Consider the following 24168-nt stretch of genomic DNA (forward strand, 5'->3'; position numbering starts at 1 on the left):
AGGCATTTACTGCTGGTCTAGCGGCTCTGGCTTGCCGCCCGTTATCAATTGAAAACGAGGCTTGCCTTGCTCATCTGTCGCGCGTTGCAAGCCCTCAACAAAAGCAAGAACGGTCGAATTTGGCTCATCCCTCCATTCTTGTCCCTCTTTCAATATTTCTATCATACGCGGTATTTCGCATGTTCCAGATTCATGGAGCGCGCGCACGATAGCGCCAATATATTCGGATAGCGTATCGCTATACTGCATCATCAGTTTTTGCAGTTCCTCCATTCTCATCCTCCACAGACTTACCGCCACCGCTCTCTTTGGCATCTGGCTTCACACGTTTTTGCGGCGCCTCACGCGGGGCCATAGCGTCTAGCAGCGCATCGAAACGGTTGTTGAGTTCGTCGGACATACGAGCGGTATAGCACGGAAACTAGCTTGCTGCGCAAAGCTGCCACGCTGCCTTAAAGCCCTCCGTTTTACGCGAGGCGCTATTGTATTCCGGGAGCCACCAGACAAGGCGGCTCACGCTCACGCAAAAATGCGGCCACCCCTCACGACCAAGATCGGGGCGGCTCGCAGATTGTATGTCGGATTTTGGGTGTTGGCTAGCGGTCCGCTGGCGGCCAAATCTGGCGAAGGCGATCACGATCTAGGCGAACGTCGTGCAGCCCTTCGTGAGAACCGGAATAGGGTGGAATACCATTGGGCTCCACCACTCCACCAAGGCGCTGCCCTTGATCGTTCAACGCCCACCATGCGTTGATGTTCGTATCGCGCCAGTAACCCGGATCAATTGGCAAACGAGGATGCAGAGGAGGGCTTTTTACTCCGCCTTGCAGCTCGTGATAATAACGCCCGCGCGCCCTAAGATCGCCGCTCGAAAGCGCGGACAATAGGGCTCTTGCAACCATGCTAGAGAACGCCGGATCGTTCTTATCAAATGCGCATGACCATGCGCTATCTCGTGCCAAGTAGCGCAATGCGTCATCTAGTCCGATAGGCGTGATAGCGGTTCTGGGCTTCTGTTCCTGACGCCAGATACCCCAAATCAAAATACCAACGCCAAGAACAACAACAAGCCATCCGATAAAACGGGCATCAGGAAGTGCCCATGCCAAGCCGCCGCCAATCACGCCGACGCCGGAGCCGTAAGCCCCTTCCCTGATCGGAAGCCCCATCCCCCCATCATGCCATCACCTCCCGCCGACGCAATATGTTGATGGTACATGTTTGAAGGGGATAAGTGCCGCTTTTTGTAGTGGATACTGGCGAACATTTCAAGAACAATGCGGACTATGAATCGCAGATTTCCGCCATTCTTGGACCCATGCGGACGCGCTAGGACCCTCTGATCATGGCTCTTAATCAGCGGGTCCTTGGTTCGAGCCCAAGTGCGTCCACCATTCCCTTCTTCGGTCCTGCTGCAACGGCAAGCTATTCGGCGACGATGACGCCGGCTGCGTGGAATCGCTCCTCCACCAGGGTCACCGTGGTTCCGGAAGCGTGCGGCGCGGCGATGGCGCGGGTGAGGCTTTTCAGCACGACCGCGCCGAAGCTTTCCCGCCGGGCGTCCAGCGCCGACCAGCCGACGCAGAAATCATACGCCAGGCCGACGAACACGCAGCGCCGCACGCCCTTGTCGCGCAGATAGCCGGCGAGCCCCGTCGGCGTCGCATGGTCGTTCTCGAAGAAGGCGGAGTAGGAATCGACCGCGGGATTGTAGCCCTTGCGCACGATCAGCTGCGCGCGCGCGACGGCCGGCGCGACCGCCGGGTGGAACTGCGCCCCGGCACTCCCCTGAATGCAATGGTCCGGCCACAGGACCTGCTCGCCATAGGGCAGCGCGACCGCGTCGAAGGGCGCCTTGCCCGGGTGGCTGCTGGCAAAGGACGAATGGCCGGCCGGATGCCAGTCCTGCGTCACCACCACATGGCGGAAGCGATCGGCAAGCCGCGCGATCGGCGCCATGATCTCGTCGCCTTCCGCCACCGCCAGCGCCCCGCCGGGACAGAAATCGACCTGCGGATCGATGAGAACGAGGGCGTCGCCGTCCAGAACCTCAACACCCTCGCTTTGCATTGCCGCGCTCCTCAGTCCTCGTCGTCCATCTCGCGCTCGGCCGCGTCCATGAAGTCGCGGGCGGCCTCCCGATCCTCTTCGTCCTCGAACGCCGTGTCGAGGTCGGGCGCGACGCCGAGCATGAACATCAGGCACCACAAGGCGAAGCGGCGCCCGCCGTCCTTTTCCAGCCCGAACTGGAGGCGCAGGCGCTCCACCCCGGCGGCGATCTGTTCGGGCGGAAGCGCGGCGATGTCGTCGGTGCCGAAGAAGCGGACGAGCAGCTGATCGAAATCCATGCCGTGCGTTACCGCGATCGCGGGCGCCGCGCCACCGCGCTCACTTCTGCAGCGGCGCGGAGCGTTCGCTCTGTGCCGAATCGCTGTCGAAGTCCTCGCCCTCCGCACCGCCGCCGATGCCGGTACCGCTGCCATGGACATCGCCGCCGGCAGACGCGGCAGCGGCCGCCTGGTCGGCCCGCCAGCGCGCCTGGTCCTTGCTGTCATATTCCTGGCCGGAATAGCCCTCGCCCGTGCCGACCTCGCCGACGGGCGGTTCGACCGTCGGGGGAGCATAGGGCGCTTGCTTGCCGGCTTCCCGCGGAATGTTCTTCTCGGTCATGGCGATCTCCTTGCGATCACCAACGGGCTCGGCGCGGGCCCGTTCCCGTCAGGCCGCTTCCAGCGCCTCGTTCGCCTCCAGCCAACGCTCCTCCGCCGTTGCCAGCTGCTTGTCGACCTGCTTGCGCAACTGCATCAGCTCGCTCATCGCCTTGCCCTTGTGGCGCGCCTCGGCGCCCGCCGGATCGAACATCGCGCGGTCGATGGCGCTGCGCTCGGCGGTGAGCTTCACCACCTCGGCCTCCGCCTCCTGCGCGGCCTTCCTTAGCGCCGTGCCCCGCTCGCGCGCCTCCGCGGCGGCCTTCTTGTCCTTCTTGCGATCGGCCTTGGAGCCGCCGCCAGAGGCCTTGCCGCCATCGCCGGCGAGGACAAAGGCCATGTAATCCTCCAGGCTGCCGGAGAATTCCTGCGCGGTGCCCGCATCCACCAGCACCAGCCGGTCGGCGGTGAGCTCCACCATGTGGCGATCGTGGCTGACGACGATCACCGCGCCGTCATAGGCGTTGAGCGCCTGGACCAGCGCCTCGCGCGCGTCGACATCGAGGTGGTTGGTCGGCTCGTCGAGGATCAGCAGGTGCGGCGCCTCGCGGGTGATCAGCGCCAGCGCCAGCCGGGCGCGCTCGCCGCCGGAAAGCTTGCCGACCTTGGTGGTCGCCCGGTCCCCGGAAAAGCCGAACCGGCCAAGCTGCGCGCGCACCGCGGCGGGCGTCTTGCCCGCCATGACGCGCGTCATGTGCTCCAGCGGCGTGTCGTCGGTGTCCAGCTCCTCCACCTGATACTGGGTGAAATAGCCGACCTTCATCTTGCCCGACGAAGCCATGCCGCCGTCCATCGGCGCCAGCTGGGCGGCGAGCAGGCGGGCAAGCGTGGTCTTGCCATTGCCGTTGCGCCCGAGCAGCGCGATGCGGTCGTCCGGATCGATGCGCAGGTTGAGCCGCTGCAGGATCGGCTTCTCGCCATAGCCAACGGTCGCCATGTCGAGCGTGATGAGCGGGGGCTTCAGCTCCTCGGGGCTCGGGAAGTCGAAGCTCAGCGTCGGATCGTTCGCCAGCTCCGCAATCGGCTGCATCCGGGCGAGCATCTTCTGCCGGCTCTGCGCCTGCTTGGCGGTGGAGGCGCGGGCGGAGTTGCGGGCGATATAGTCCTGCAGCTTGGCCCTTTGCGCCTCCTGGTTGGCCTTGGCCGCGGCGAGCTGCGCCGCCCGCTCGGCGCGCTGGCGCTCGAAGCTGTCATAGCCGCCGGTGTAGAGGACGGTCTTGCCGCCTTCCAGGTGCAGGATGTGGTCGACGACATTGTTGAGCAGATCGCGCTCGTGGCTGATGACCACCATCATCGCCGGATAGGATTTCAGGAAATCCTCCAGCCACAAGGTCGCCTCGAGATCGAGATGGTTGGAGGGCTCGTCGAGCAGCAGCAGGTCCGGCTGCGAGAACAGCAGGGCGGCCAGCGCCACGCGCATCTTCCAGCCGCCCGAATAGCTGTCCAGCGGACGCGCCTGCATCTCCTCGTCGAAACCGAGGCCCACCAGGATGCCCGCGGCACGGGACTCGGCGGAATAGGCGTCGATCGCGATCAGCCGCTCATAGACCTCGCCCAGCCGGTCCGGATCCTCGCAGGTCTCCGCCTCCACCATCAAGGCAGCGCGCTCCAGATCGGCGGCCAGCACCGTTTCCAGCGGGTTGCCCTGCCCGCTCGGCGCTTCCTGGCGCAGATAGCCGATGCGCGTCTTGCGCGGCATCTCGATCTCGCCGTCGTCCGGATCGATGGCGCCGATCATCGCCTTCATCAGCGTGGACTTGCCCGCGCCGTTGCGGCCGATCAGGCCCACGCGGCTGCGAGGGGGGAGCGAGGCGGAGGCGCGGTCGAGGATCGTGCGGCCGCCGAGGCGCACGGTAACTCCGTTCAGGGTCAGCATGGCGCGCCGCCTAGCATGTTGCGTTGCAAACCGCCATGTAGGTTGATCGGAGGAATGAGTGATGAGCGTAGCGTTTCGCCGCGAAAGCGACGAGGAACATCTGGAGCCGAAATTCGAGCTGCCGATCCCGCCGGGACCGAACCTCGTCACGGCGCGCGGCCTCTCGCTGATCGGCGGGAAGGTGGCCGAGCTGGAAGCGGCGATCGCTGCGGCCGACGAGCCCGAGCCGCTGAAGCGCGAGCTTCGCTACTGGCACACGCGCGCCGCCACCGCCGAGCTGGCGCCGCCGCCGCTGCCCGGCGTGGTGGGGATCGGCTCGCGCGTGACCTTCACGCTTGCCGGCCGCACGCGCACGCTGACGGTCGTCGGCAGCGACGAGGCCGATCCGGCAGCCGACCGCATCGGCTTTGCCGCGCCGCTGGCGCAGGCGCTGCTCGGCGCCGAGATCGGCGAAACGCTGCCGTTCAACGGCAGGGACGACGCCATCGAGATCGTCGCCGTCGAGGAGGACCGCTGATGGCCGAGAAGTTCGAACGGCACAAGCAGCCCTGGCGGCCCGACGAGATCCAGAAGCTGCACACGCTGGCCAAGAAGGGCATGGCGCTGAAGGCGATCGCCAAGGCGCTGACCCGCAGCGAGGAATCGGTGAAGCAGCGCGCCAAGGAAGACGGGCTGAACATCGCCAAGCTGCACTAGTCCGTTCCCGGCGAAGGCCGGGGCCCAGGCGCGACAACCGCCGTGCAGGTCCGCTCACGCCACCCCACGTCCCCCAACCGTCCCTCTAACTGGACCCCGGCCTCCGCCGGGGAACACGGAGCAAGCATTGCCCCCCTCCCGCACCTTCGACGCGATCATCCTGGGCGGCGGCGCCGCAGGGCTGATGTGCGCGGCCGTGGTAGGCCAGCGCGGGCGGCGGGTGCTGGTGATCGACCATGCCGGCGAGGTGGGCAAGAAGATCCTGATTTCCGGCGGCGGCCGGTGCAACTTCACCAACCGGGACACCGCGCCCGACCGCTACCTTTCCGCCAACCCGCATTTCGCCAAGTCGGCGCTGAGCCGCTACACGGCGCAGGATTTCCTGGCGATGGTCGAGCGTCACGGTATCGCCTGGCACGAAAAGACGCTGGGGCAGCTCTTCTGCGATGGTTCCGCCCGACAGATCGTGGCGATGCTGCTGGACGAATGCGCGGCCGGCGAGGTGACGGTGGAGACGGGGCGGACGATCGGCGAGGTGGCCCATGCCGACGGTCGCTTCCGCATCGGCGGGGATGAAGCACCGGCGCTGGTGATCGCCACCGGCGGGCCGTCGATCCCGAAAATGGGGGCGACCGGCATCGCCTATGACCTGGCGCGGCGCTTCGGGCTGAAGGTGGTGGAGCCGCGGCCGGCCTTGGTGCCGCTGACGCTGGGCGGCGACGAAGCGCTGTTCCGCGAGCTGTCCGGCGTGGCCAGCGACGTGGTCGCCGGAGCCGGAAAGGCGCGCTTCCGGGAAGCGGCCCTGTTCACCCACAAGGGCCTGTCGGGGCCGGCGATCCTGCAGGTTTCCAGCTACTGGCGGGCGCGGGAGCCGGTCGCGATCGACTTCGTGCCCGATGTGCGCCCCGGCTGGCTGCTCGATGCCAAGCGCCTGCGCCCGCGCGCGCTGCCCGCCGCCGTGCTGGCCGAGCAGCTGCCGGCGCGGCTCGCCGACCGCCTCGCGGAACGACTGGCGCTGGCCGGTCCGCTCAACGGCTGTTCGGACAAGGCATTGGCGGAGGCGGAGCGGCGCTTGTCCGACTGGCGCTTCCACCCCAACGGCACGGAAGGCTTCGCCAAGGCCGAAGTGACCGCCGGGGGGATCAGCACGGCCGAACTGTCGTCGCAGACGATGGGGGCAAAGCGGGTGCCGGGCCTGTACGCCATCGGCGAGGCGGTGGACGTCACCGGCTGGCTGGGCGGCTACAATTTCCAATGGGCCTGGGCGAGCGGCTGGGCGGCCGCCCAGGCGCTGTAGCTTACAGGTGCTTGGCCGGCGCCGGCGCTGCCGCGGCGGACATGGCGGCGGCGGTGCCCGTCGCGGGGCGCACCTCGAACCAGTGCGGCCGCTCGATGGCGACGAGAAAGGCAAGAACTCCCAGCCCGAAGCACAGCATCAGCACCGAGGATTTGAGCGTGGAGAGTCGGCGGTCGTCGGACGGGGGCATGGGAACTCCTGCAAGCGTGGAGCGATGATCTAGGATAGCCAGACGGATGGTCCATGAGCGGTCGGTTTCATTGTATTGCTGCGGTGCAGCACGGCGGCGAACCGTGCGTGGCATGCGATTGTGCTTGCCCCCGAGGCCCCCTGCCCCCATCTGGGCGAACTCATGACATTTCCTGACCTCCCCTCGCCTCTTTCCGAGGCGCTCGCCGCGCGTGGTTATGCGCAGCTCACTGCCGTGCAGTCCTCCGTTCTGACGGAGGAAGCGCACAAGCGTGACCTTCTCGTCTCCGCGCAGACCGGCTCCGGCAAGACCGTGGCCTTCGGCCTCGCCATGGCCACCGAGCTGCTGTCGGACGACGATGCCCGCCTGCCGGTCGCGGCCGCGCCGCTGGCGCTTTGCATCGCGCCCACCCGCGAACTGGCGCTGCAGGTGAGCCGCGAGCTCGGCTGGCTGTACGAAAAGGCGGGCGCGCGGATCGTCACCTGCGTGGGCGGCATGGATGTGGCCAAGGAGCGCCGTGCCCTCAACCACGGCGCGCATGTGGTGGTGGGCACGCCGGGCCGCCTGCGCGACCATCTGGAGCGCGGCGCACTGGACCTCTCCTCGCTGCGCGCGGTGGTGCTGGACGAGGCGGACGAGATGCTCGACATGGGCTTTCGCGAGGATTTGGAAGAGATCCTCGACATGACGCCTGAGGGCCGGCGCACGCTGCTGTTCTCCGCGACCCTGCCCAAGCCGATCGTGGCGCTGGCCAAGCGCTATCAGAAGGATGCGCTGCGCCTGTCCACCATGGACGAGGAGCGCGGGCACGGCGACATCACCTACCAGGCGATGACCTGTGCGCCGGCCGATATCGAGAAGGTGGTGGTCAACCTGCTGCGCTTCCATGAGGCGGAGACGGCGATCCTGTTCTGCGCCACGCGGGACAATGTGCGCCACCTCCATGCCGGGCTCACCGAGCGGGGGTTCGCGGCCGTGGCGCTGTCCGGCGAGCATTCGCAGAACGAGCGCAACGCGGCGCTTCAGGCGCTGCGCGACCGCCGCGCCCGGGTCTGCGTCGCCACCGACGTGGCGGCGCGCGGCATCGACCTGCCCACGCTGACCCTGGTGGTGCATGTGGAGCTGCCGCGCGATGCCGAGACGATGCAACATCGTTCGGGGCGCACCGGCCGCGCGGGCAACAAGGGCACGGCCGTGCTGATCGTGCCCTATCCGCGCCGGCGGCGGGTGGAATCCATGCTGCGCGGCGCGCGTATCCCCGCCGAATGGGTGCAGCCGCCCACGGCCGAGGACATCCGCGCGCAGGATCGCGAGCGCCTGCGCGCCTCGCTGCTCGCTCCGGTGGAGCTGGAGGACGACGATCGCGCGCTGGGCGCGGAGCTGCTGGCGGAACGCAGCGCGGAGGAGATCGCAGCCATGCTGGTGCGCGCGCACCGCGCCGCCATGCCGGCGCCCGAAGAGCTGCTGTCGAGCGGGGCGGCGCCCGGCCCGACCGACCATCACCGGCCCGGCTTCGACGACGTGGCCTGGTTCCGCATGGACATCGGTCGCCGGCAGAATGCCGATCCGCGCTGGATCCTGCCGCTGATCTGCCGTCGCGGCCACGTCACCAAGTCCGAGATCGGCGCGATCCGCATCGGCGCCAACGACACCTATTTCCAGGTGCCGCGCGCGATTGCCGGCAAGTTCGCGGCGGCGGTGAAGCGCACCTTCACCCCCGACCGCAACGACGAGGGCGGGATCACCATCGCCGCTTCCGAGGGCAAGCCGCAGGATGCCGGCCCGCGTCCGCGAAGCGGGCCGGCGCCGGTGCGCCATCGGCCCAAGCCCTTCCGCGGGCGCGAGAAACAGTGACGCCAACGCCCGCATAAAGCTGCACTTCGTTCCGTATCGGCCGTGCTGCGGTTTCGTTACATCTGGTTACACAAAAGGGCTTGAATCCCGTTCGCGACATGTGGAGGGAGGGCAGGCCTTTCGCGGTCGTCCAGCCGTTGGCCAGTCTGCAAGTAGCGAGGAACGATAGTGAACGAACGGGCGCGGGAGCGACTTGTCGCAGGTATCGCTCTGGCGCTGGTGGCCGCAACGCTTTCCGGTTGCGGCGGGGGCACGGACGAGAAGAAGGGCAAGCGCGGGCCGAGCGGCCCTCCGCAGGTGGGCTTCGTCGTCGTGCAGCCGACCAACGTGCCCACCACCACGGAGCTGCCCGGCCGCACCGCCGCGTTCGAGACCTCCGAAGTGCGCCCGCAGGTCGCCGGGCTGATCCGCAAGCGGCTGTTCACGGAGGGCTCCTATGTGCGCGCCGGGCAGACGCTCTACCAGATCGACCCGCGGGTCTATTCGGCGGCGGTGAACGAGGCGCGCGGCAATCTGGCCAGCGCGCAGGCCAATGCCGAGGCGACGCGCATCCAGGCGGAGCGCTATCGCCCGCTCGCCGAGATCGAGGCGGTGTCCAAGCAGGAATATACCAACGCCGTCGCGTCCGCCCGCCAGGCGCGCGCCGCCGTGCAGCAGACCCGCGCGGCGCTGGAGACGGCGCGGATCAACCTCAACTTCACCAACGTACCGGCGCCGATCTCCGGCCGGATCGGGCGTTCGCTGTTCACGGTGGGCGCGCTGGTCACCACCAGCCAGACCGATCCGCTGGCGGTGATCCAGCGCACCGATCCGATGTTCGTCGACATCCAGCAATCCGCGTCCGAGCTGCTGACTCTGCGCCGTGCTTTGGCCTCCGGCGGGGTGCTGCCGGCCACCGCGCAGGTGCGGCTGAAGCTGGAGGACGGCTCCGACTATGCGCAGACCGGCACGATCCAGTTCGCCGAGGTGACGGTGAACCAGTCCACCGGCACGGTGACGTTGCGCGCGCGCTTTCCCAATCCGCAGAATGTGCTGCTGCCCGGCATGTTCGTGCGCGCCGTCTTCGTCCAGTCGATCTACAAGGGCGCCTTCCTGGTGCCGCAACAGGCGGTCACCCGCGATCCGCAGGGCAATGCGACGCTGTTCGTCGTCGGGCCGAACAACAAGGCGGTGCAGCGCGAGGTCACGGCCGAGAGCACGCAGGGCGCATTCTGGGTCGTCACCAAGGGGCTCAACCCCGGTGACAAGGTTGTCACGCAGGGCACCGCCAACCTGAAGCCGAACGCACAGATCCGCCCCGTGCCGGCCAATTCGCCGCAGCGGGTGCAGGCGCCGCAGAAGGGCAACGGCAAGGCCGGTTCCCAGGGCGGCGGAGGCGGCCAGGACAAACAGGGGACCAGCCAAAGCGGGAGCCGCTAGGCCATGTCCAAGATCTTCATCGACCGCCCGATCTTTGCCTGGGTGATCGCGATCATCGTGATGCTGGCGGGCGTGGGCGCGATCATGTCGCTGCCGATCGCGCAATATCCGGACGTCGCCCCGCCGCAGGTCAACATCCGCGCCACCTATCCGGGCGCCAACGCGCAGACGATCCAGAATTCGGTGACGCAGATCATCGAACAGCAGCTGACCGGCATCGACGGCCTGCTGTATTTCTCCTCCACCTCCTCCTCGCGCGGGCAGGTGACGATCAGCGCGACCTTCTCCAAGGGCACCGATCCGGACATTGCGCAGGTTCAGGTGCAGAACCAGGTACAGCAGGCGCTCTCCCGCCTGCCCCAGCAGGTGCAGCAACAGGGCCTGCGCGTGTCCAAGTCCAATCCGGACTTCCTGCTGATCGTCGGCGTCTATGACGAGTCCGACAAGGACACCAATCGCGACGTGTCCGACTGGCTCGTCTCGAACCTGCAGGACCCGCTCGGCCGCGTGAACGGCGTGGGCGAGTCCAACGTGTTCGGCTCGCAATATGCCATGCGCATCTGGCTGAACCCCGATCGCCTCGCCAGCTTCCAGCTGATCCCCAGCGACGTGACGACCGCGATCCAGAACCAGAACACCGAGGTCGCCGCCGGCGAGCTGGGCGGACAGCCGCAGCCCGACACGCAGATGCTGAACGCGACGGTGACCGCGCAATCGCGGCTGCAGACCCCGGCGCAGTTCGAGAACATCATCCTCAAGACGCAAGCCGACGGCGCCACCGTGCGCATCAAGGACGTGGCGCGGGTGGAGCTCGGCGCCGAAAGCTACCAGGCGCAAAGCCGCATCAACGGGCATCCGGGCGCCGGCATCGCCGTCAGCCTCGCGCCAGGCGCCGATGCGCTGACCACCGCGGAGCTGGTGAAGGCACTGGTGAGCAAGGCGGCGCAGGGCTTCCCGCCCGGCTACAAGTTCGCCTACGCCAACGACACCACGCAGTTCATCCAGCTGTCCATCGAGGAGGTGGAGCACACTCTCTTCGAAGCGATCGTGCTCGTCGTGATCGTGATGTTCGTGTTCCTGCAAAGCTGGCGCGCGACGTTGATCCCGACGATTGCGGTGCCAGTGGTGCTGCTGGGCACCTTTGCGGTGTTCTACGTCGCCGGCTTCTCCATCAACACGCTGACGCTGTTCGGCCTGGTGCTCGCGATCGGCCTGCTCGTCGACGACGCGATCGTGGTGGTGGAAAACGTCGAGCGCCTGATGGAGGAGGACGAGAACCTCTCTCCCCGCGACGCGACGATCAAGTCGATGGAGGAGATCCAGGTCGCGCTGGTCGCCATCGCGCTGGTGCTGTCCGCCGTGTTCCTGCCGATGGCGTTCTTCGGCGGATCGACCGGCGTGATCTATCGCCAGTTCTCGCTGACCATCGTGTCGGCGATGGTGCTGTCGGTGCTGGTGGCGCTGATCCTGTCGCCCGCGCTCACCGCCACCTTGCTGAAGCAGAAGAAGCATGGCGAGGAGGAAGGCGGCTGGATCGACCGGCGCTTCCCCGCGGTCGGCCGGTTCTTTCACCGCTTCAAGCACGGCTTCAACTCGCGCTTCGACAAGGGGGTGGATCGCTACACCCGCGCGGTGCAGACGGTGGTGGATCGCAAGTGGATCTTTCTCGCGATCTACGCGGTGACCTGCGCGCTGCTGGTGCTCATGTTCCTGCGGTTGCCGACCGGCTTCCTGCCGACGGAGGACCAGGGCGCGATTTCCGTGCAGTTCCGCCTGCCTGCCGGCGCCACCCTGGGCCGCACCACCCAAGTGCAGAAGCAGGTGGAGAATTACTTCCTCAACAACGAGAAGCGCGACACGTCCGTGATGTTCTCCGTCGCGGGCGGCGGCGGCGGCGCGGCGGCGGGGCAGAATACCGGCCAGGGCTTCGTGAACCTCGCCGCGTTCGACGAGCGCTCCGACAAGGAACGGGGCGCGGCGGCGATCGTGCAGCGTGCGACGGGGGCGTTCGGCAACATCCGCGACGCGCAGGTCTATGCGCTCCAGCCCGGCGCGATCCGCGGCCTCGGCCAGTCGAGCGGCTTCACCATGGAGCTGCAGAACAGCGGCGGCCTGTCGCAGCAGGAGTTCGCCGCGGCGCGCGACAAGCTGCTTGCGGCCGCGAACGGGGACTCGGCGCTCAGCCAGGTGCGCCTGACCGAATTGCCCGATGTCGGCACGCTGAAGGTCAATATCGACCAGCAGAAGCTGTCCACGCTGGGCCTGACCCAGGCCAACGTGAACTCCACGCTGTCCACCGCCTGGGGCGGCTCCTACGTCAACGACTTCATCGATCGCGGCCGCGTGAAGCGCGTCTACGTGCAGGGCGACGCACCGTATCGCGCGCTGCCCGAAGACATCTACAAATGGTTCGTCCGCTCGTCTTCCGGCGAGATGGCGCCCTTTTCGTCCTTTGCGACCACCGCCTGGTCCACGGCGCCCACCACCCTGTCGCGGTTCAACGGCATCCCTTCCTTCGAATTCCAGGGCTCGGGCGCATCGGGCGTAAGCTCCGGCGACGCGATGGCGCGGATGGAGGAACTGGCCGGGCAGATTTCGGGCGTGGGCGTCGCCTGGGCCGGGCAATCCTATCAGGAGCGGCTGTCGTCCGGTCAGGCGCCGATCCTCTACGGCCTGTCGCTGCTGGTGGTGTTCCTGTGCCTTGCGGCGCTGTATGAGAGCTGGACCATCCCGGTTGCGGTGCTGCTGGTGATCCCGCTCGGCCTGGTCGGCGCGATCTTCGCCGTGACGCTGCGCGGACTGGAGAACGACGTGTACCTTCAGATCGGCCTGCTGACGACGATGGGCCTGGCGGCGAAGAACGCCATCCTGATGATCGAGTTCGCTGAACAGGCGGAGCGGCAGGGCAAGCGCGTGATCGAGGCGGCGCTGGAGGCGGCGCGCATCCGTCTGCGCCCGATCCTGATGACCTCGCTGGCGTTCATCTTCGGCGTGCTGCCGCTGGCGATCTCGACCGGCGCCGGGGCGAACAGCCGCATCGCCATCGGCACCGCGGTGATCGGCGGCATGCTGACGGCGACGATCCTCGCTATCTTCTACATCCCGCTGTTCTTCGTGCTCGTCCGCCGCACCACGCGGGACACGATGAAGCGCTTCCACCATGAGGAGCCGGGGCACACGCCCCCGCCTCCCACGGGGGATGCCAAGCCGGAGCCGCAGGCATGAGCCGTCGCACCCCTGCCCTCCTTCTCCTCGCCACCGCGCTGGCCGGTTGCTCGCTGGCGCCCGGATACGTCCGGCCCGAACTGCCGGTGCCCGCCTCCTGGCCGAGCGGGGACGCCTATCTGCGCCAGCAGGAGGCCTCGTTGCCAGCGGTGTCCTATCGCGACCTCTTCCGCGATGCGCGGCTGCAGCGCGTGATCGAGCAGGCGTTGGCCAACAATCGCGATCTGCGCATCGCGGCGGCGAACATCGCCGTGGCGCGGGCGCAATATCGCATCCAGCGCGCCGAGCTGTTCCCCGAAGTTACGGCGAGTGGCAGCTATCGCTATTCGGACGGCGGCCGGGGCTCCAGCCTGAACAGCGCGACGACAACCGGCTCGACCGGCACGGGCACGGGCACGGGCACGGGCACGGGCACGGGCGGGATCGGTACGGGCACCGGCGGGGTCGGCACCGGAACCGGTGCGACCGGGATCACCACCACCAACTCCAGCTCGAACAGCAGCTTTTCCGCTCAAGTCGGGATCACCGCCTTCGAGCTGGACCTGTTCGGCCGCATCCGCTCGCTGAACGAAGCGGCGCTGAACCGCTATTTCGGCCAGGAAGCATCGGCCCGCGCCACGCGGCTGACGCTGGTGGGGGACATCGCCGCCGCGTGGCTGACCTATGCCTCGGACCGCAGCCTGCTGCTGATCGCGCAGCAGACCGCCGCCAGCGCCGAGCAGAGCGTGCGGCTGACGCGTGCGCGGCTGGAAGGCGGCATCGCGCCGCGCACCGACCTGCGCCAGGCCGAGCAGGTGCTGGAAACCGCCCGCTCCGACATCGCGCAGCAGACCACCCTGGTGGCGCAGGACGCCAACGCCCTGCAACTGCTGGTCGGTGCGCCGGTCGATCCGGCGTTGCTGCCGCAGACGATCGAGGACGCCTCGGCGAACCTGTCGGCGCTGCCGGCCGGCCTGGATTCCGGCGTGCTCCTGCGGCGGCCGGACGTGGTGCAGGCCGAGTACGAACTGCGCGCGAGCAATGCCGAGATCGGCGCGGCGCGGGCCGAGCTGTTCCCGCGCATCTCGCTGACCGGGCTGGTCGGTTTTGCGAGCACCGCGCTGACCGACCTCTTCAAGGGCGGCAGCTTCAGCTATTCGGTGTCGCCCAACGTGAACTTCCCGATCTTCCGCGCCGGCGCCGGTCGCGCAGGCGTGGAGCAGACACGGGCACAGCGCGACGTCGCACTGGCCACCTACGAGCGCACGATCCAGACCGCGTTCCAGGAGGTGTCGGACGCCCTCGCCCGCCGCGGGACCATCGCCGAGCAGCTCCGCGCGAGCACCGCGAACGCGGCGGCGGCGGAGGACACCGCCCGGCTGGAAACCGCACGGTACCGCGGCGGCATCGATACCTACCTCAACAGCCTCGATGCGCAGCGATCGCTCTACACCGCGCAGCGTACGCTGGTGAACACGCGGCTGGTGGCGGCGAGCAACCTGGTGACGCTGTACCGCACATTGGGCGGCGACCAGTTGCTGGACGTGACGCCGCGCGGACCGCAGCTGGTCACGCCGCAGGGGTAAGGCCGGTCAGTCCGGCTTGCGTCCGGTAAACGGGGTTACGGCATCGCGGCCATATTGCAGGATGAGTTCGCTCATCTCGCGCGCGTGCTGCATGTTGCGGGTCGATTGTTCGCGCAGGAAGTCGGACTGGATCTTCATGACCTCCGTCACGTCCTTCGCCCTTGCGGCGGCGCGGAGGGCGGCGAAGGTTTCGCGGGCGGTCACCTCCGCCTGGTCCAGCAGGCGCATGCTCACCGCATTGCCCCGCTCCATCGCCTGCTCCGCGGCGGTGGTGGCGGTGCTGGTCGCGTCGTTCTGGTCGTCGGCCATGTCGGTGTCTCCCGGGGATGATGGTGACTCGGCGGCGGCATCGTCTCACCGCGGGCGCCTGATCGCAAGCGCCCGGCGAGGGTGGCAACACCGGATTACAGGCGAGCGGCCGTCAGTTCTTCAACGGATCGTGCCCCCAGTTCATGAGGGAATAGCGCCAGTCGGAATGTTCCTTGTCCTCCGCGGGACCGCCCTGCGCCATGTGCCGGTGCACATAGCCGACCACCTTCTTCATGTGCGCATAGTCGTCGTCGGACAGGTCCGCCTGATGCGCGCGCTTGATCTCGACGATGCGCTTGCCGGACTTGTGCCCGACGCTCTCGCCGGAACCCTGGCCGTCCTCGCCCTTCCAGCCGACGCGCTTGCTGTCGTCGGTGTCGAGGAACTTCTCCAGCTCGGCGGGGGTCATGTTCACCGCGTCGTGGAAGTCGTCGCGGATCTTCTTGCGCTCGTCTGCATCCATCGCCGGCTCTCCTTCGAGAGAAGGAACGTCGCGACAGGCATCGGGTTTCCCGCCCCCGTCACCCCGGACTTGTTCCAGAGTCCACCATGTCGCGAACGCGGCGGCCACTCGCCGGGAGCGCGCCCCGCCGCCGAGTGGACCCCGGCACGAGGCCGGGGTGACGTTTCGGCTAGATATGCAACGCCTTGCCATAGGCGCCGAGCACGCTTTCGTGCATCGTCTCGCTGATCGTCGGGTGCGGAAACACCGTTTCCATCAGTTCGGCCTCGGTGGTCTCCAGCGTCTTGCCGACCGTGTAGCCCTGGATCATCTCGGTCACTTCGGCGCCGACCATGTGCGCGCCGAGCAGTTCGCCGGTCTTCGCGTCGAAGATCGTCTTGGTGAAGCCTTCCGCCTCGCCCAGCGCGATCGCCTTGCCGTTGCCGATGAACGGGAAGGTGCCGACCTTGACCTCATAGCCCAGCTCCTTCGCCTTCGCCTCGGTGAGGCCGACGCTGGCGATCTGCGGGTGGCAATAGGTGCAGGCCGGAATGTTGCGCACGTCCATCGCATGCGGATGGCCGCCGGCGATCGCCTCGGCGGCGATGACGCCCTCGTGGCTGGCCTTGTGCGCGAGCCAGGGCGGCGCGGTGATGTCGCCGATCGCCCACAGCCCCTCAACGTTGGTGCGGCAATCGGGCGTGGTCTTCAGGAAGCCGCGATCGTCCATGGCGACGCCCAGTTCCTTGAGGCCGAGATCCTCGGTATTCGGCACGATGCCCACCGCGACGATGACGTGGCTGAATTCCTGGACGGTTTCCTTGCCGTCCTTGTCCTTCAGCCTGGCGGTCACCTTGTCCGCCCCCACGTCCAGCCCGCTGATCCCCGCCTTGGTGAGGATCGTCATACCCTGCTTCTTCAGCGACTTTTCGAGAAAGGCGGAAACGTCCGCATCCTCCACCGGCACGATGCGGTCGAGCATCTCGACCACGGTCACCTCGGCACCCATGTCGTTGTAGAAGCTGGCGAACTCGATGCCGATCGCGCCCGAGCCGATGACCAGCAGCTTGCTCGGCATCTCGGCCGGGGTCATCGCATGGCGATAGGTCCAGATGCGCTTGCCGTCCGACTTGGCGAAGGGCAGCTCGCGGGCGCGCGCGCCGGTGGCGACGATGATGTTCTTCGCCGACAGCTCCGTCGTCTTGCCGCCTTCCGCGGTGACGGTGAGGCCGCCCTTCCCGGTCAGCTTGCCGGTGCCCATGTGCACGGCGATCTTGTTCTTCTTCATCAGGTGCGTGACGCCCTGATTGAGCTGCTTGGCGACGCCACGCGAGCGCTTCACCACGGCGGCGAGATCGGCGGTGATGTTGTCCGCCGCCAGCCCGTAATCCTTGGCATGCTGCATGTAGTGCATGATCTCGGCCGAGCGCAGCAGCGCCTTGGTCGGGATGCAGCCCCAGTTGAGGCAGATGCCGCCGAGCAGCTCGCGCTCGACGATGGCGGTCTTCAGGCCGAGCTGCGACGCCCGGATCGCGGCCACATAGCCGCCGGGGCCGGAGCCGAGCACGATCACGTCATAGGTTTCAGCCACGATATACTCCTGGGGAAGAGATCAGATTGCGGAAGCGTCGATCGCGCGCGGGCGCCGCGCCTCGTCGATCGCCACGAACACGAAGCGGGCCTGCGTCACGCGGCAGCGTTCCTCGACATGGCGGCCGCGGCGCCAGGCCTGGACGTCGATGGTCATGGACGTGCGGCCGGTCGCGACCAGATCGGCATAGACCGACACTTCGTCGCCGACCGCGACGGGCGCGTGGAACTTCATGCCCTCCACCGCGATGGTCACCGCACGACCGCGGGCATGGCGCGAGGCGACGAGGCCGGCCGCCATGTCCATCTGGCTCATCAGCCAGCCACCGAAGATGTCGCCGTAAGGGTTGGCGTCGGCGGGCATGGTGGTGACGCGGATCGCCGGTTCGCCGGCGGGCACGGGATCGATCAGGTCAGACATTGCCACGCAGCTTTCGCAGGGCGCCGTCGTCGCCATGATCGGCCCGCCAGGCGAGCAGCAGCGGGCGCACCGACCACAGCAGGACCACCAGCACGCACACGCCCGCCACGCGCCAGATGTCGACGCGGGCGAGCGGCACGCCCCAGGCCGCGGCCTTCGCCACGGCCATCGTGCCGATCACGCCGGCGAGAAGGTGCAACGCCTCGATCAGCGTGCGACGCGGCATCCTGCCCCCGCCCTCCTCAGGCGATCATGCCGAGCGGAGCCTCGACCAGCTCCTTGAACGCCTTCATCAGCTGCGCCCCGTCCGCCCCGTCGATCGCGCGGTGGTCGAAGCTGCCGGTCGCCGACATCACGGTGGCGATGCCCAGCGCATCGTCCACGATGTACGGCCGCTTCTCGCCCGCGCCGATCGCCAGGATCATGCCCTGCGGCGGGTTGATGACGGCCTCGAACTGCTTGATGCCGAACATGCCCATGTTGGACAGGCTGGCGGTGCCGCCCTGATATTCCTCGGGCTTCAGCTTGCCTTCCTTGGCGCGGCCGGCAAGCTCCTTCATCTGGGTGGAGATGGACGACGGCGAAGCATTGGCGGCATCGCGGATGATCGGGGTGATGAGGCCGGTGGGCGTCGACACCGCCACCGACACGTCCGCGCGCTTGTAGCTGACCAGGCTGTCGCCGGTGAAGGTGACGTTGCACTTGGGCGTCGCCTCCAGCGCCACGCCCAGCGCCTTGATGAGCAGATCGTTGACCGACAGCTTCACGCCGCGCGCTTCCAGCGCCTTGTTGAGGTCGCCGCGCAGCTTGAGCAGCGCGTCCAGGCGGATGTCCACGGTGAGGTAGATGTGCGGGACCGTCTGCTTCGACTCGGTGAGCCGGCGGGCGATCGTCTTACGGATGTTGGAAAGCTTCTCGACCTCGTGCGGGATGCTTTCGTCCCACCAGACCTTGGCCGGGGCGGGCGCGGCGGCCGGGGCGGCCTGCGGCGCGGCGGCGGGCGCCTCGGCTGCCTTCTGCGCGGGAGCGGCGGCGCCCGGCTGGGCGCCTTCCACGTCCGCCTTGACGATGCGCCCGTTCGGGCCGGAGCCGGACACGCCGGACAGCTCGATGCCCTTGTCGGCGGCGATGCGGCGGGCGAGCGGGCTTGCCTTCACGCGCTCGCCGGAGGACGCCGGCGCAGCGGCGGGCGACGGAGCCGGAGCCGAAGTCGGTGCGGAGGAACCGCCGGTGCTGTTCTGGGGAGCAAGGCCGTGATCCTCGGCCATCTCCTTGGTGCGTCCGAGCGTGTCGCCCTGCTGCGCGGCGGGCGCGTCCTGCTTGGGCGCTTCGGCCTTTGGCTCGGACGAGGCGGCAGCGGAGACGTCCTCGCCTTCGCCCGCGAGCAGCGCGATCACCGCGCCGACCTTCACGCCGTCGGTGCCCTCCGCCACGGTGATCCTGGCGATGGTGCCCTCGTCGACGGCCTCGAACTCCATGGTCGCCTTGTCGGTCTCGATCTCGGCCATGATGTCGCCGGACTTGACCTGGTCGCCTTCCTTGACGAGCCACTTGGCCAAGGTGCCCTCCTCCATGGTCGGAGACAGCGCAGGCATCTTGATCTCGATGGGCATGAACGTCCTCTTGATTCCCGGGGAGGGGTGGCGCTCCTCTTCGCCTCCGGACCCCTGCGGGTCAAGGTCTGCGACGGGCTTCCATCCGGGCGGCACTTGCGCTCGGCGCATGCGCACGCCACCGTCACCTCCGGTTGACGAACGGGAAACGACGATGCGCATCTATCTGGTGGTGGTGGACGACAGCCCGGAAGCGGGGATCGCCCTGCGCTTCGCGGCCCGCCGCGCGGTGAAGACGGGCGGCGGGGTGGAGATCCTGTCCGTGCTGCCGCCCGCCGAGTTCGTCGGCTGGGGTGGCGTGCAGGCGACGATCGAGGAAGAGCAGCGGCAGCAGGCCGAGGCGCTGGTGGCCAGCGCCGCCGGGGCGATCCTGGCGGAATCCGGGCTGCATCCCTCCATCACGCTGAAACAGGGCGAGGCGGCGAAGATCGTGCGCGAGCATCTCGCCGCCCATGCGGAGATCGCCGCCCTGGTGCTCGGCGCCTCCGCCACCGGCGCCCCCGGGCCGCTGGTCGCGCATTTCGCGGCCGATGCGGGCGCCCTGCCGGTGCCGCTGATGATCGTTCCGGGCGGGCTGGACCAGGACGCGATCGACCGGCTCAGCTGATGCTGGCGGCGCTGCTGCTGCAACTGGCGGCTCCGGAGGCGGCCAGCCCGCGCGCGGCGGTGGCCGCCGAGATGACGCGCATCGCGGAAGGCTGCAGCGGCTGTCTGGTGGTGGCGAACATCGCGCGCACTTCGGAAGGCCGCGAGGTGGTCGATCTGCTCGGTTTCCAGCAAGGGCCAGAGGCGAAGCGGATCGTGCTGGTCACCGCACCGGCAGGCGACGGCGCGGCGACAAGCGCGCTGCTGGCGGCGGCCGGCACACTGTCGTCCGAGCGCTTCGGCCCGACCATCGTCTTCGCGCTGGTGGACGGGGCGGCTGGGGACGCCCTGCTCGGCGATGTCGCGCGCTCGCGCAACTGGACGATCGTGGCGGCGCTGCCGGCGATGGCGGGCACGGCGGCGATCCGCGCGGCAGCGACGGGGGCGCAGCGGCCGGCGACGCCCCCCGCGCCGCCAGCCGCCCCCGCTCCGAAGAGCTAGACCAAAAGCCTCAGCAGCTCGGGCGGCAGGAGCAGGTGCAGATCGTCTTGGTCTTGGTGGGACGCCACACCTTCTTCGCGCGATACTTCACGCGGGGCGCGACGCGCTCCTCCACATAGGTGGTGGTGGTCGTTTCCGTGACGACCGGCGCCAGCGTGGTCACCGTGGTGGTGACGGGCGGGTACCAATAGCCGCCCGCGACATAGCCGCGCGACACGGTGGTGTAGCTGGTGCTGCCCGACGCGCTGCCGGCATAGGTGCCGCCGGACTGCACCACCTCGGCCGGAGGCGCATAGGCGACCGGCGGCGGCGCATAGCCGGCACCATAGCCCGGCGCGGGCGGCGCGTAACGGCCCTGCGGGTACGCGGCGGGAGGCGGCGGGTAGCCCGCGCCATAGCCCGGAGCGGGCCGGCTGCGCTTGTCCTCGGCCTTGTCGATCGCCATGCCGGCAACCGCACCGACGCCGGCGCCGATCAGCGTGCCGCCCAGGCGATTGCCGCGACCGGCGATCAGGTTGCCCGCGACGCCCCCGGCGATGCCGCCGACCACGGCGCCGCCGACGCCGTTGTCCTCGCGCTGGTAATAGCCGGCTGGCGGCGGGGGCGCGCGATCGGGCGCGACCGGATAGTCGTCGCCGTCGGCATAGGCATAGCCCTGGTCGACGCCCCCATAGCTGCCATCGGCATAGGCATAGCCGTCGTCATAGCGATCCCAATCGACACCGCTGACCGAGTCCCACACCTGCCCGCGGCCGTCGACCAGCACGGCGTCGTCGTAATAGCGGCTCCAGCTATAGCCGTACGGCGGCGCCGCCAGGCCGTAGGCGCCGAAGTCCGCGATGTACCAGCTGGGCGAGATCCAATAGCTCGGCAGCGTCCAGCCGCGCACCGGGCGGCGATACGCGCCCCAGCCGCCCGGCGCGCGCATCCCGCCATACCAGTGCCCGCCGATCTGGCCGCCCCAGCGATGGCCGCCATGGTTGGCGATCGGCGTGCCCGGACGGACCGTGCCGCCGGGGTGCCCCTGCCAGGTTCCGCCCGGACGACCCTGCCAGGTGCCTCCCGGGCGCCCCTGCCAGGTTCCGCCCGGGCGGGCGGGGATCGGGTGCGCCTGCATGCCGCCGCCCACCATGCCGGCCGGGCGCGGCGCGCCGCCCGTGCGCGGGCCGCCGGGGTTCGCTTCCGCCGGCGCCGCTGCCAGCATCGTCATCGCGATGGACGCGACGGTGAGGGTCTTCATGGTTTCCGCACTCCCTGCCTTGGCGTACCGCCCCCGCGCTCGCCTGGTTCTTAACGCCCCCGTTACCATTTCGGACGCAGGCGAGCGAGTCCAGCGATAGCCTTAACGGCCGTCCCGATCTGGGTCAGGCGGCGATGCGGGGCGCAAGCAGGGTCATCAGCGCCTCGCACCCGGCCGCGTCCTCGGCATCGAAACGGCCGGCCGAGGGGCTGTCGAGATCGAGCACGCCGAGCAGGCGGCCCTCGTGCACGATCGGCACGACGAGTTCGGATGCGCTCGCCGCGTCGCACGCGATGTGGCCGGGAAAGGCATGCACGTCGGCCACCAGCTGCGTGGTGCGGGTGGCGGCGGCGGCGCCGCACACGCCCTTGCCGAGCGGAATGCGGATGCAGGCGGCCTTGCCCTGGAACGGGCCGAGCACCAGTCCATCGCCGACCATGCGGTAGAAACCGGACCAGTTGAGGTCGGGCAGATACTGCCAGATCAGCGCGGCGGCGTTGGCCATGTTGGCGATCGCGTCCGGCTCGTCCGCGGTGAGCGCGTCGAGCGCGGCGTGGAGGTCGTGATGAAGCTCGGCCTTGGAGCCGGCGGCGATGTCGAACTGGTACATGGCCGCGCAGATAGGAGCGCCGCCGGCGTCAGTCGAGATGCACCTTGCCGCGGCCGGCCTTGATCGTGCTTCGCCCTTTCTTCGCATCCACCCGTCGCGCCTTGGCCGCGCGGCTCGGCTTGGTGGCGACGCGGCGCGCCTGCCGCTCGTGCGCCTTGTCGAGCAGCTCGGCCAGGCGCGCGCGCGCGTCCTCGCGGTTCGCCTCCTGCGTGCGATACCGGCGCGCGGTGAGCACCAGCGTGCCGCCGGAGGTGAGCCGGCTGCCGGCGAGCACCTTGAGCTGCTGATAGGCATAAGGCGGCAGGCCGAGGCGAAACACGTCCACCCGCAGCTGCACCGCGGTGGCGACCTTGTTGACGTTCTGCCCGCCCGGGCCGGTCGCGGCGAGGAAGCGCTCCTCGATCGCGTCCTCCGGCACGTCACGCATCGACAGGGTCGGGGGCGAACCCGGCGGCAACGAAGCGCTCGGGCGTGGGCGCGACGGCGTGGACCGGCTCCTTGCCCTCGCGCGGCACGGTGAGTTCGGCGGCGTGGAGCATCAGCGGCCCCTGCCCCTGCCCGTAGACCGGATCGCCGAGCACCGGCGCGCCGAGCCCTTCGGCGGCGTGGACGCGGATCTGGTGCGTACGGCCGGTCTCCGGGCGCAGTTCCACCAGCGCGCGGCCGTCCGCCACGCGCAGAACGCGCCAGGCCGTGCGCGCGGACTTGCCGGAGGGGTCGCCCGTCATGCGCCAGCCCGCCTCGCGGGTGCTGACCTTGGCGAGCGGCAGGTCGATCATGCCTTCCTCGCCGGAAGGAATGCCGTCGAGCACCGCGATGTAGCGCTTCTGCACCAGCCCCTGCTCGAACGCCTGCTGGAGCCGGGCATGCGCCTTGGGATTGCGCGACAGGAGGAGACAGCCGGAGGTGTCGCGGTCCAGCCGGTGCACCGGCACCGGCCAGCGCTTGAAGCCGAAGGTGAGGCCGGCGAGGTGATTGTCGAGGCTGATGCCGCCGTTGCGCGGCGGATCGACGGGGAGGCCGGCGGGCTTGTCGATCACCAGCGCCTCGCCGTCGAGGAAAAGAACATTGTTTGCGAGCATCGCAACGCCTTGCCATTCCCTTGCCCGTCATGCCAGACCTCCTGCTGGCTATGCGCGGAATGATCGGGGGAATCGGCAGGCTGTTTGCCTGGGCGGCGGCGTTGCTGCCCACCGCGTCGGCGCAGGCGCATGTCGGCGCGATCCTGCTGTGCACGGCGCAGTTCGTCGCGCCGGGCGGCGACGGCCGGTTGCTCGGCCACCTGCCCTATGCCGAGGCGCCGTCGTGGCAGCTCGTCGCGATCCCGGGCTTCGGCTACAGCAAGGAATGCCGCGTGCACCGCGACATGGCGCCGGACCTCCTGCGCCTGCTTGAAGCGGCCAACCAAGTGCCGGAGGTGAAGGGCCGGCTGTTCGGCATCTCCTGCCATCGGTCGGTCGCCTATCAGAGCCAGGTGTTCTGCCGCGGGGTGGACGCCTGCCATGACGCGGCGGCGCGGGCGCGGTCCTCCGGGCCGCCCGGGTTCAGCGAGCACGCCACCGGCTATGCGCTGGACTTTGCGGTGGCGGACCGGGGGTGCGCGGTGCTGAGCCCGTGCCTGGCGAACACGCCGGCGGGGCGCTGGCTGATCGCCAACGGCCCGCGCTTCGGGTTCGAGATGTCGTTCCCGCACGACAATGCGCAGGGCGTCACCTGGGAGCCGTGGCACTGGCGCTGGGTCGGCTATGCGATCACCGAGCCCGGCGCGGCGGCGGCGCGGGTGACGTTCGTGCGCGCGCGGCGGCAGTTCCCCGGCGAGCCGCGGGTGAACGATGCGGGCGACCGCTGGATCCAGGCGGTGCGGCTGAGCACGGGAACGCCGCTGACCGGGTGGCGGGCACCCGCGGCGATGCCCGCGCCGGTTCCGACGCCGGCTCCCACGCCCCCTCCCACGCCATCGCCGTGGCGCAGCCCGGTGCCGACCGCGACGCCCACACCGTGGCGCAGCCCGGTGCCGGTGCGCTGAT

28 protein-coding genes are annotated in these 24168 nt (G+C 68.8%); 10 read left to right on the top strand and 18 right to left on the bottom strand.

Annotation, left to right across the window (positions count from 1 at the left end):
* Window positions 1–6 precede the first annotated feature (6 nt).
* The 7 genes from DVW87_RS17780 to DVW87_RS09370 all read right to left on the bottom strand — a co-directional run bounded on the left by DVW87_RS17780 (window position 7) and on the right by DVW87_RS09370 (window position 4584).
* On the bottom strand, window positions 7–273 hold the full coding sequence (locus DVW87_RS17780) for a hypothetical protein (RefSeq protein ID WP_147276245.1): 267 nt from the start codon (window positions 271–273) through the stop codon (window positions 7–9).
* A complete protein-coding gene (locus tag DVW87_RS18080; protein WP_181814786.1) occupies window positions 239–400 on the bottom strand; it encodes a hypothetical protein in 162 nt (53 codons plus the stop codon). The genes DVW87_RS17780 and DVW87_RS18080 overlap by 35 nt, the downstream gene beginning before the upstream one ends.
* A 196-nt stretch (window positions 401–596) precedes the next feature.
* On the bottom strand, window positions 597–1169 hold the full coding sequence (locus DVW87_RS17785; protein ID WP_147276246.1) for a hypothetical protein: 573 nt from the start codon (window positions 1167–1169) through the stop codon (window positions 597–599).
* 256 nt (window positions 1170–1425) lie between these two features.
* Window positions 1426–2070, bottom strand: a complete 645-nt coding sequence (locus tag DVW87_RS09355; RefSeq protein ID WP_114687515.1) for a nicotinamidase — start codon at window positions 2068–2070, stop codon at window positions 1426–1428.
* 11 nt (window positions 2071–2081) lie between these two features.
* Complete coding sequence (locus DVW87_RS09360; RefSeq protein WP_114687516.1) at window positions 2082–2348, bottom strand: hypothetical protein; 267 nt, start codon at window positions 2346–2348, stop codon at window positions 2082–2084.
* Window positions 2349–2388: 40 nt separating this feature from the next.
* Window positions 2389–2670 carry a hypothetical protein gene (locus DVW87_RS09365; protein WP_114687517.1) on the bottom strand — a complete coding sequence of 94 codons (282 nt, stop codon included), beginning with the start codon at window positions 2668–2670 and terminating at the stop codon, window positions 2389–2391.
* 48 nt (window positions 2671–2718) lie between these two features.
* On the bottom strand, window positions 2719–4584 hold the full coding sequence (locus tag DVW87_RS09370; RefSeq protein WP_114687518.1) for an ABC-F family ATP-binding cassette domain-containing protein: 1866 nt from the start codon (window positions 4582–4584) through the stop codon (window positions 2719–2721).
* Window positions 4585–4645: 61 nt separating this feature from the next.
* Here DVW87_RS09370 and DVW87_RS09375 point away from each other — a divergent pair, with 61 nt between their 5' ends.
* The 3 genes from DVW87_RS09375 (at window position 4646) to DVW87_RS09385 (ending at window position 6577) form a co-directional block, all read left to right on the top strand.
* Window positions 4646–5101, top strand: coding sequence for a GreA/GreB family elongation factor (locus tag DVW87_RS09375; protein ID WP_114687519.1), 456 nt, complete (start codon window positions 4646–4648; stop codon window positions 5099–5101).
* Window positions 5101–5280 carry a hypothetical protein gene (locus tag DVW87_RS09380; protein ID WP_114687520.1) on the top strand — a complete coding sequence of 60 codons (180 nt, stop codon included), beginning with the start codon at window positions 5101–5103 and terminating at the stop codon, window positions 5278–5280. The genes DVW87_RS09375 and DVW87_RS09380 overlap by 1 nt, the downstream gene beginning before the upstream one ends.
* Window positions 5281–5464: 184 nt before the next feature.
* Window positions 5465–6577: a BaiN/RdsA family NAD(P)/FAD-dependent oxidoreductase gene (locus DVW87_RS09385; RefSeq protein ID WP_239017894.1), complete on the top strand. Its 1113-nt coding sequence runs from the start codon at window positions 5465–5467 to the stop codon at window positions 6575–6577.
* Window position 6578: 1 nt separating this feature from the next.
* On the opposite strand, the gene DVW87_RS09390 is transcribed toward DVW87_RS09385, so the two are convergent.
* The gene (locus DVW87_RS09390) at window positions 6579–6767 is read right to left on the bottom strand and encodes a hypothetical protein (RefSeq protein WP_114687522.1); all 189 of its coding nucleotides are present in this window, start codon (window positions 6765–6767) and stop codon (window positions 6579–6581) included.
* A 162-nt stretch (window positions 6768–6929) separates the two neighbouring features.
* Here DVW87_RS09390 and DVW87_RS09395 point away from each other — a divergent pair, with 162 nt between their 5' ends.
* The 4 genes from DVW87_RS09395 (at window position 6930) to DVW87_RS09410 (ending at window position 14830) form a co-directional block, all read left to right on the top strand.
* Entirely contained in the window at window positions 6930–8621 is a 1692-nt protein-coding gene (locus DVW87_RS09395) for a DEAD/DEAH box helicase (protein WP_114687523.1), read from the top strand.
* A gap of 168 nt (window positions 8622–8789) precedes the next feature.
* On the top strand, window positions 8790–10040 hold the full coding sequence (locus tag DVW87_RS09400) for an efflux RND transporter periplasmic adaptor subunit (RefSeq protein WP_420822330.1): 1251 nt from the start codon (window positions 8790–8792) through the stop codon (window positions 10038–10040).
* 3 nt (window positions 10041–10043) lie between these two features.
* Window positions 10044–13265, top strand: coding sequence for an efflux RND transporter permease subunit (locus DVW87_RS09405; protein ID WP_114687524.1), 3222 nt, complete (start codon window positions 10044–10046; stop codon window positions 13263–13265).
* Window positions 13262–14830 (top strand): efflux transporter outer membrane subunit, encoded by a 1569-nt coding sequence (locus tag DVW87_RS09410; RefSeq protein ID WP_114687525.1) that lies wholly within the window; start codon window positions 13262–13264, stop codon window positions 14828–14830. Before DVW87_RS09405 ends, DVW87_RS09410 begins: the two co-directional genes overlap by 4 nt.
* Window positions 14831–14836: 6 nt before the next feature.
* On the opposite strand, the gene DVW87_RS09415 is transcribed toward DVW87_RS09410, so the two are convergent.
* From DVW87_RS09415 to DVW87_RS09440, 6 genes are all read right to left on the bottom strand, one after another.
* Window positions 14837–15139: a phasin family protein gene (locus tag DVW87_RS09415; protein ID WP_114687526.1), complete on the bottom strand. Its 303-nt coding sequence runs from the start codon at window positions 15137–15139 to the stop codon at window positions 14837–14839.
* A gap of 112 nt (window positions 15140–15251) precedes the next feature.
* The gene (locus DVW87_RS09420; protein ID WP_114687527.1) at window positions 15252–15602 is read right to left on the bottom strand and encodes a DUF3140 domain-containing protein; all 351 of its coding nucleotides are present in this window, start codon (window positions 15600–15602) and stop codon (window positions 15252–15254) included.
* Between the two features lie 169 nt (window positions 15603–15771).
* Entirely contained in the window at window positions 15772–17172 is a 1401-nt protein-coding gene (gene lpdA / locus DVW87_RS09425; RefSeq protein ID WP_114687528.1) for a dihydrolipoyl dehydrogenase, read from the bottom strand.
* A 21-nt stretch (window positions 17173–17193) separates the two neighbouring features.
* Window positions 17194–17592 carry an acyl-CoA thioesterase gene (locus DVW87_RS09430; RefSeq protein ID WP_114687529.1) on the bottom strand — a complete coding sequence of 133 codons (399 nt, stop codon included), beginning with the start codon at window positions 17590–17592 and terminating at the stop codon, window positions 17194–17196.
* On the bottom strand, window positions 17585–17818 hold the full coding sequence (locus DVW87_RS09435) for a hypothetical protein (protein WP_114687530.1): 234 nt from the start codon (window positions 17816–17818) through the stop codon (window positions 17585–17587). The genes DVW87_RS09430 and DVW87_RS09435 overlap by 8 nt, the downstream gene beginning before the upstream one ends.
* 16 nt (window positions 17819–17834) lie before the next feature.
* A complete protein-coding gene (locus tag DVW87_RS09440; RefSeq protein ID WP_114687531.1) occupies window positions 17835–19205 on the bottom strand; it encodes a pyruvate dehydrogenase complex dihydrolipoamide acetyltransferase in 1371 nt (456 codons plus the stop codon).
* 154 nt (window positions 19206–19359) lie between these two features.
* On the opposite strand from DVW87_RS09440, the gene DVW87_RS09445 reads away from it, so the two are divergent.
* Complete coding sequence (locus DVW87_RS09445) at window positions 19360–19812, top strand: universal stress protein (RefSeq protein ID WP_114687532.1); 453 nt, start codon at window positions 19360–19362, stop codon at window positions 19810–19812.
* A complete protein-coding gene (locus DVW87_RS09450) occupies window positions 19812–20291 on the top strand; it encodes a hypothetical protein (RefSeq protein WP_114687533.1) in 480 nt (159 codons plus the stop codon). The genes DVW87_RS09445 and DVW87_RS09450 overlap by 1 nt, the downstream gene beginning before the upstream one ends.
* A 10-nt stretch (window positions 20292–20301) precedes the next feature.
* Here DVW87_RS09450 and DVW87_RS09455 read toward each other — a convergent pair whose 3' ends face one another.
* The 4 genes from DVW87_RS09455 to DVW87_RS09470 form a co-directional block, all read right to left on the bottom strand.
* Window positions 20302–21531 (bottom strand): RcnB family protein, encoded by a 1230-nt coding sequence (locus DVW87_RS09455; RefSeq protein ID WP_239017842.1) that lies wholly within the window; start codon window positions 21529–21531, stop codon window positions 20302–20304.
* A 124-nt stretch (window positions 21532–21655) separates the two neighbouring features.
* Entirely contained in the window at window positions 21656–22141 is a 486-nt protein-coding gene (locus DVW87_RS09460; RefSeq protein WP_114687534.1) for a GAF domain-containing protein, read from the bottom strand.
* Between the two features lie 28 nt (window positions 22142–22169).
* Window positions 22170–22568, bottom strand: a complete 399-nt coding sequence (gene arfB, locus DVW87_RS09465; protein ID WP_114687535.1) for an alternative ribosome rescue aminoacyl-tRNA hydrolase ArfB — start codon at window positions 22566–22568, stop codon at window positions 22170–22172.
* The gene (locus DVW87_RS09470; RefSeq protein WP_114687536.1) at window positions 22561–23223 is read right to left on the bottom strand and encodes an RluA family pseudouridine synthase; all 663 of its coding nucleotides are present in this window, start codon (window positions 23221–23223) and stop codon (window positions 22561–22563) included. The genes arfB and DVW87_RS09470 overlap by 8 nt, the downstream gene beginning before the upstream one ends.
* A gap of 59 nt (window positions 23224–23282) precedes the next feature.
* Between DVW87_RS09470 and DVW87_RS09475 the strand changes: the two genes are divergently transcribed.
* The gene (locus tag DVW87_RS09475; RefSeq protein ID WP_114688169.1) at window positions 23283–24167 is read left to right on the top strand and encodes a M15 family metallopeptidase; all 885 of its coding nucleotides are present in this window, start codon (window positions 23283–23285) and stop codon (window positions 24165–24167) included.
* The last annotated feature ends 1 nt before the right edge of the window (window position 24168 follow it).

The organism is Sphingomonas aracearum (genome assembly GCF_003345355.1).
GTDB lineage: Bacteria > Pseudomonadota > Alphaproteobacteria > Sphingomonadales > Sphingomonadaceae > Sphingomonas > Sphingomonas aracearum.

Excerpts from the sequence above, each read along its gene's own strand:
- DVW87_RS17780 (WP_147276245.1), bottom strand. The coding sequence starts at position 273 with ATGGAGGAACTGCAAAAACTGATGATGCAGTATAGCGATACGCTATCC.
- DVW87_RS18080 (WP_181814786.1), bottom strand. The coding sequence starts at position 400 with ATGTCCGACGAACTCAACAACCGTTTCGATGCGCTGCTAGACGCTATG.
- DVW87_RS17785 (WP_147276246.1), bottom strand. The coding sequence starts at position 1,169 with ATGGGGCTTCCGATCAGGGAAGGGGCTTACGGCTCCGGCGTCGGCGTG.
- DVW87_RS09355 (WP_114687515.1), bottom strand. The coding sequence starts at position 2,070 with ATGCAAAGCGAGGGTGTTGAGGTTCTGGACGGCGACGCCCTCGTTCTC.
- DVW87_RS09360 (WP_114687516.1), bottom strand. The coding sequence starts at position 2,348 with ATGGATTTCGATCAGCTGCTCGTCCGCTTCTTCGGCACCGACGACATC.
- DVW87_RS09365 (WP_114687517.1), bottom strand. The coding sequence starts at position 2,670 with ATGACCGAGAAGAACATTCCGCGGGAAGCCGGCAAGCAAGCGCCCTAT.
- DVW87_RS09370 (WP_114687518.1), bottom strand. The coding sequence starts at position 4,584 with ATGCTGACCCTGAACGGAGTTACCGTGCGCCTCGGCGGCCGCACGATC.
- DVW87_RS09375 (WP_114687519.1), top strand. The coding sequence starts at position 4,646 with ATGAGCGTAGCGTTTCGCCGCGAAAGCGACGAGGAACATCTGGAGCCG.
- DVW87_RS09380 (WP_114687520.1), top strand. The coding sequence starts at position 5,101 with ATGGCCGAGAAGTTCGAACGGCACAAGCAGCCCTGGCGGCCCGACGAG.
- DVW87_RS09385 (WP_239017894.1), top strand. The coding sequence starts at position 5,465 with ATGTGCGCGGCCGTGGTAGGCCAGCGCGGGCGGCGGGTGCTGGTGATC.
- DVW87_RS09390 (WP_114687522.1), bottom strand. The coding sequence starts at position 6,767 with ATGCCCCCGTCCGACGACCGCCGACTCTCCACGCTCAAATCCTCGGTG.
- DVW87_RS09395 (WP_114687523.1), top strand. The coding sequence starts at position 6,930 with ATGACATTTCCTGACCTCCCCTCGCCTCTTTCCGAGGCGCTCGCCGCG.
- DVW87_RS09405 (WP_114687524.1), top strand. The coding sequence starts at position 10,044 with ATGTCCAAGATCTTCATCGACCGCCCGATCTTTGCCTGGGTGATCGCG.
- DVW87_RS09410 (WP_114687525.1), top strand. The coding sequence starts at position 13,262 with ATGAGCCGTCGCACCCCTGCCCTCCTTCTCCTCGCCACCGCGCTGGCC.
- DVW87_RS09415 (WP_114687526.1), bottom strand. The coding sequence starts at position 15,139 with ATGGCCGACGACCAGAACGACGCGACCAGCACCGCCACCACCGCCGCG.
- DVW87_RS09420 (WP_114687527.1), bottom strand. The coding sequence starts at position 15,602 with ATGGATGCAGACGAGCGCAAGAAGATCCGCGACGACTTCCACGACGCG.
- DVW87_RS09430 (WP_114687529.1), bottom strand. The coding sequence starts at position 17,592 with ATGTCTGACCTGATCGATCCCGTGCCCGCCGGCGAACCGGCGATCCGC.
- DVW87_RS09435 (WP_114687530.1), bottom strand. The coding sequence starts at position 17,818 with ATGCCGCGTCGCACGCTGATCGAGGCGTTGCACCTTCTCGCCGGCGTG.
- DVW87_RS09440 (WP_114687531.1), bottom strand. The coding sequence starts at position 19,205 with ATGCCCATCGAGATCAAGATGCCTGCGCTGTCTCCGACCATGGAGGAG.
- DVW87_RS09445 (WP_114687532.1), top strand. The coding sequence starts at position 19,360 with ATGCGCATCTATCTGGTGGTGGTGGACGACAGCCCGGAAGCGGGGATC.
- DVW87_RS09450 (WP_114687533.1), top strand. The coding sequence starts at position 19,812 with ATGCTGGCGGCGCTGCTGCTGCAACTGGCGGCTCCGGAGGCGGCCAGC.
- DVW87_RS09455 (WP_239017842.1), bottom strand. The coding sequence starts at position 21,531 with ATGAAGACCCTCACCGTCGCGTCCATCGCGATGACGATGCTGGCAGCG.
- DVW87_RS09460 (WP_114687534.1), bottom strand. The coding sequence starts at position 22,141 with ATGTACCAGTTCGACATCGCCGCCGGCTCCAAGGCCGAGCTTCATCAC.
- arfB (WP_114687535.1), bottom strand. The coding sequence starts at position 22,568 with ATGCGTGACGTGCCGGAGGACGCGATCGAGGAGCGCTTCCTCGCCGCG.
- DVW87_RS09470 (WP_114687536.1), bottom strand. The coding sequence starts at position 23,223 with ATGCTCGCAAACAATGTTCTTTTCCTCGACGGCGAGGCGCTGGTGATC.
- DVW87_RS09475 (WP_114688169.1), top strand. The coding sequence starts at position 23,283 with ATGATCGGGGGAATCGGCAGGCTGTTTGCCTGGGCGGCGGCGTTGCTG.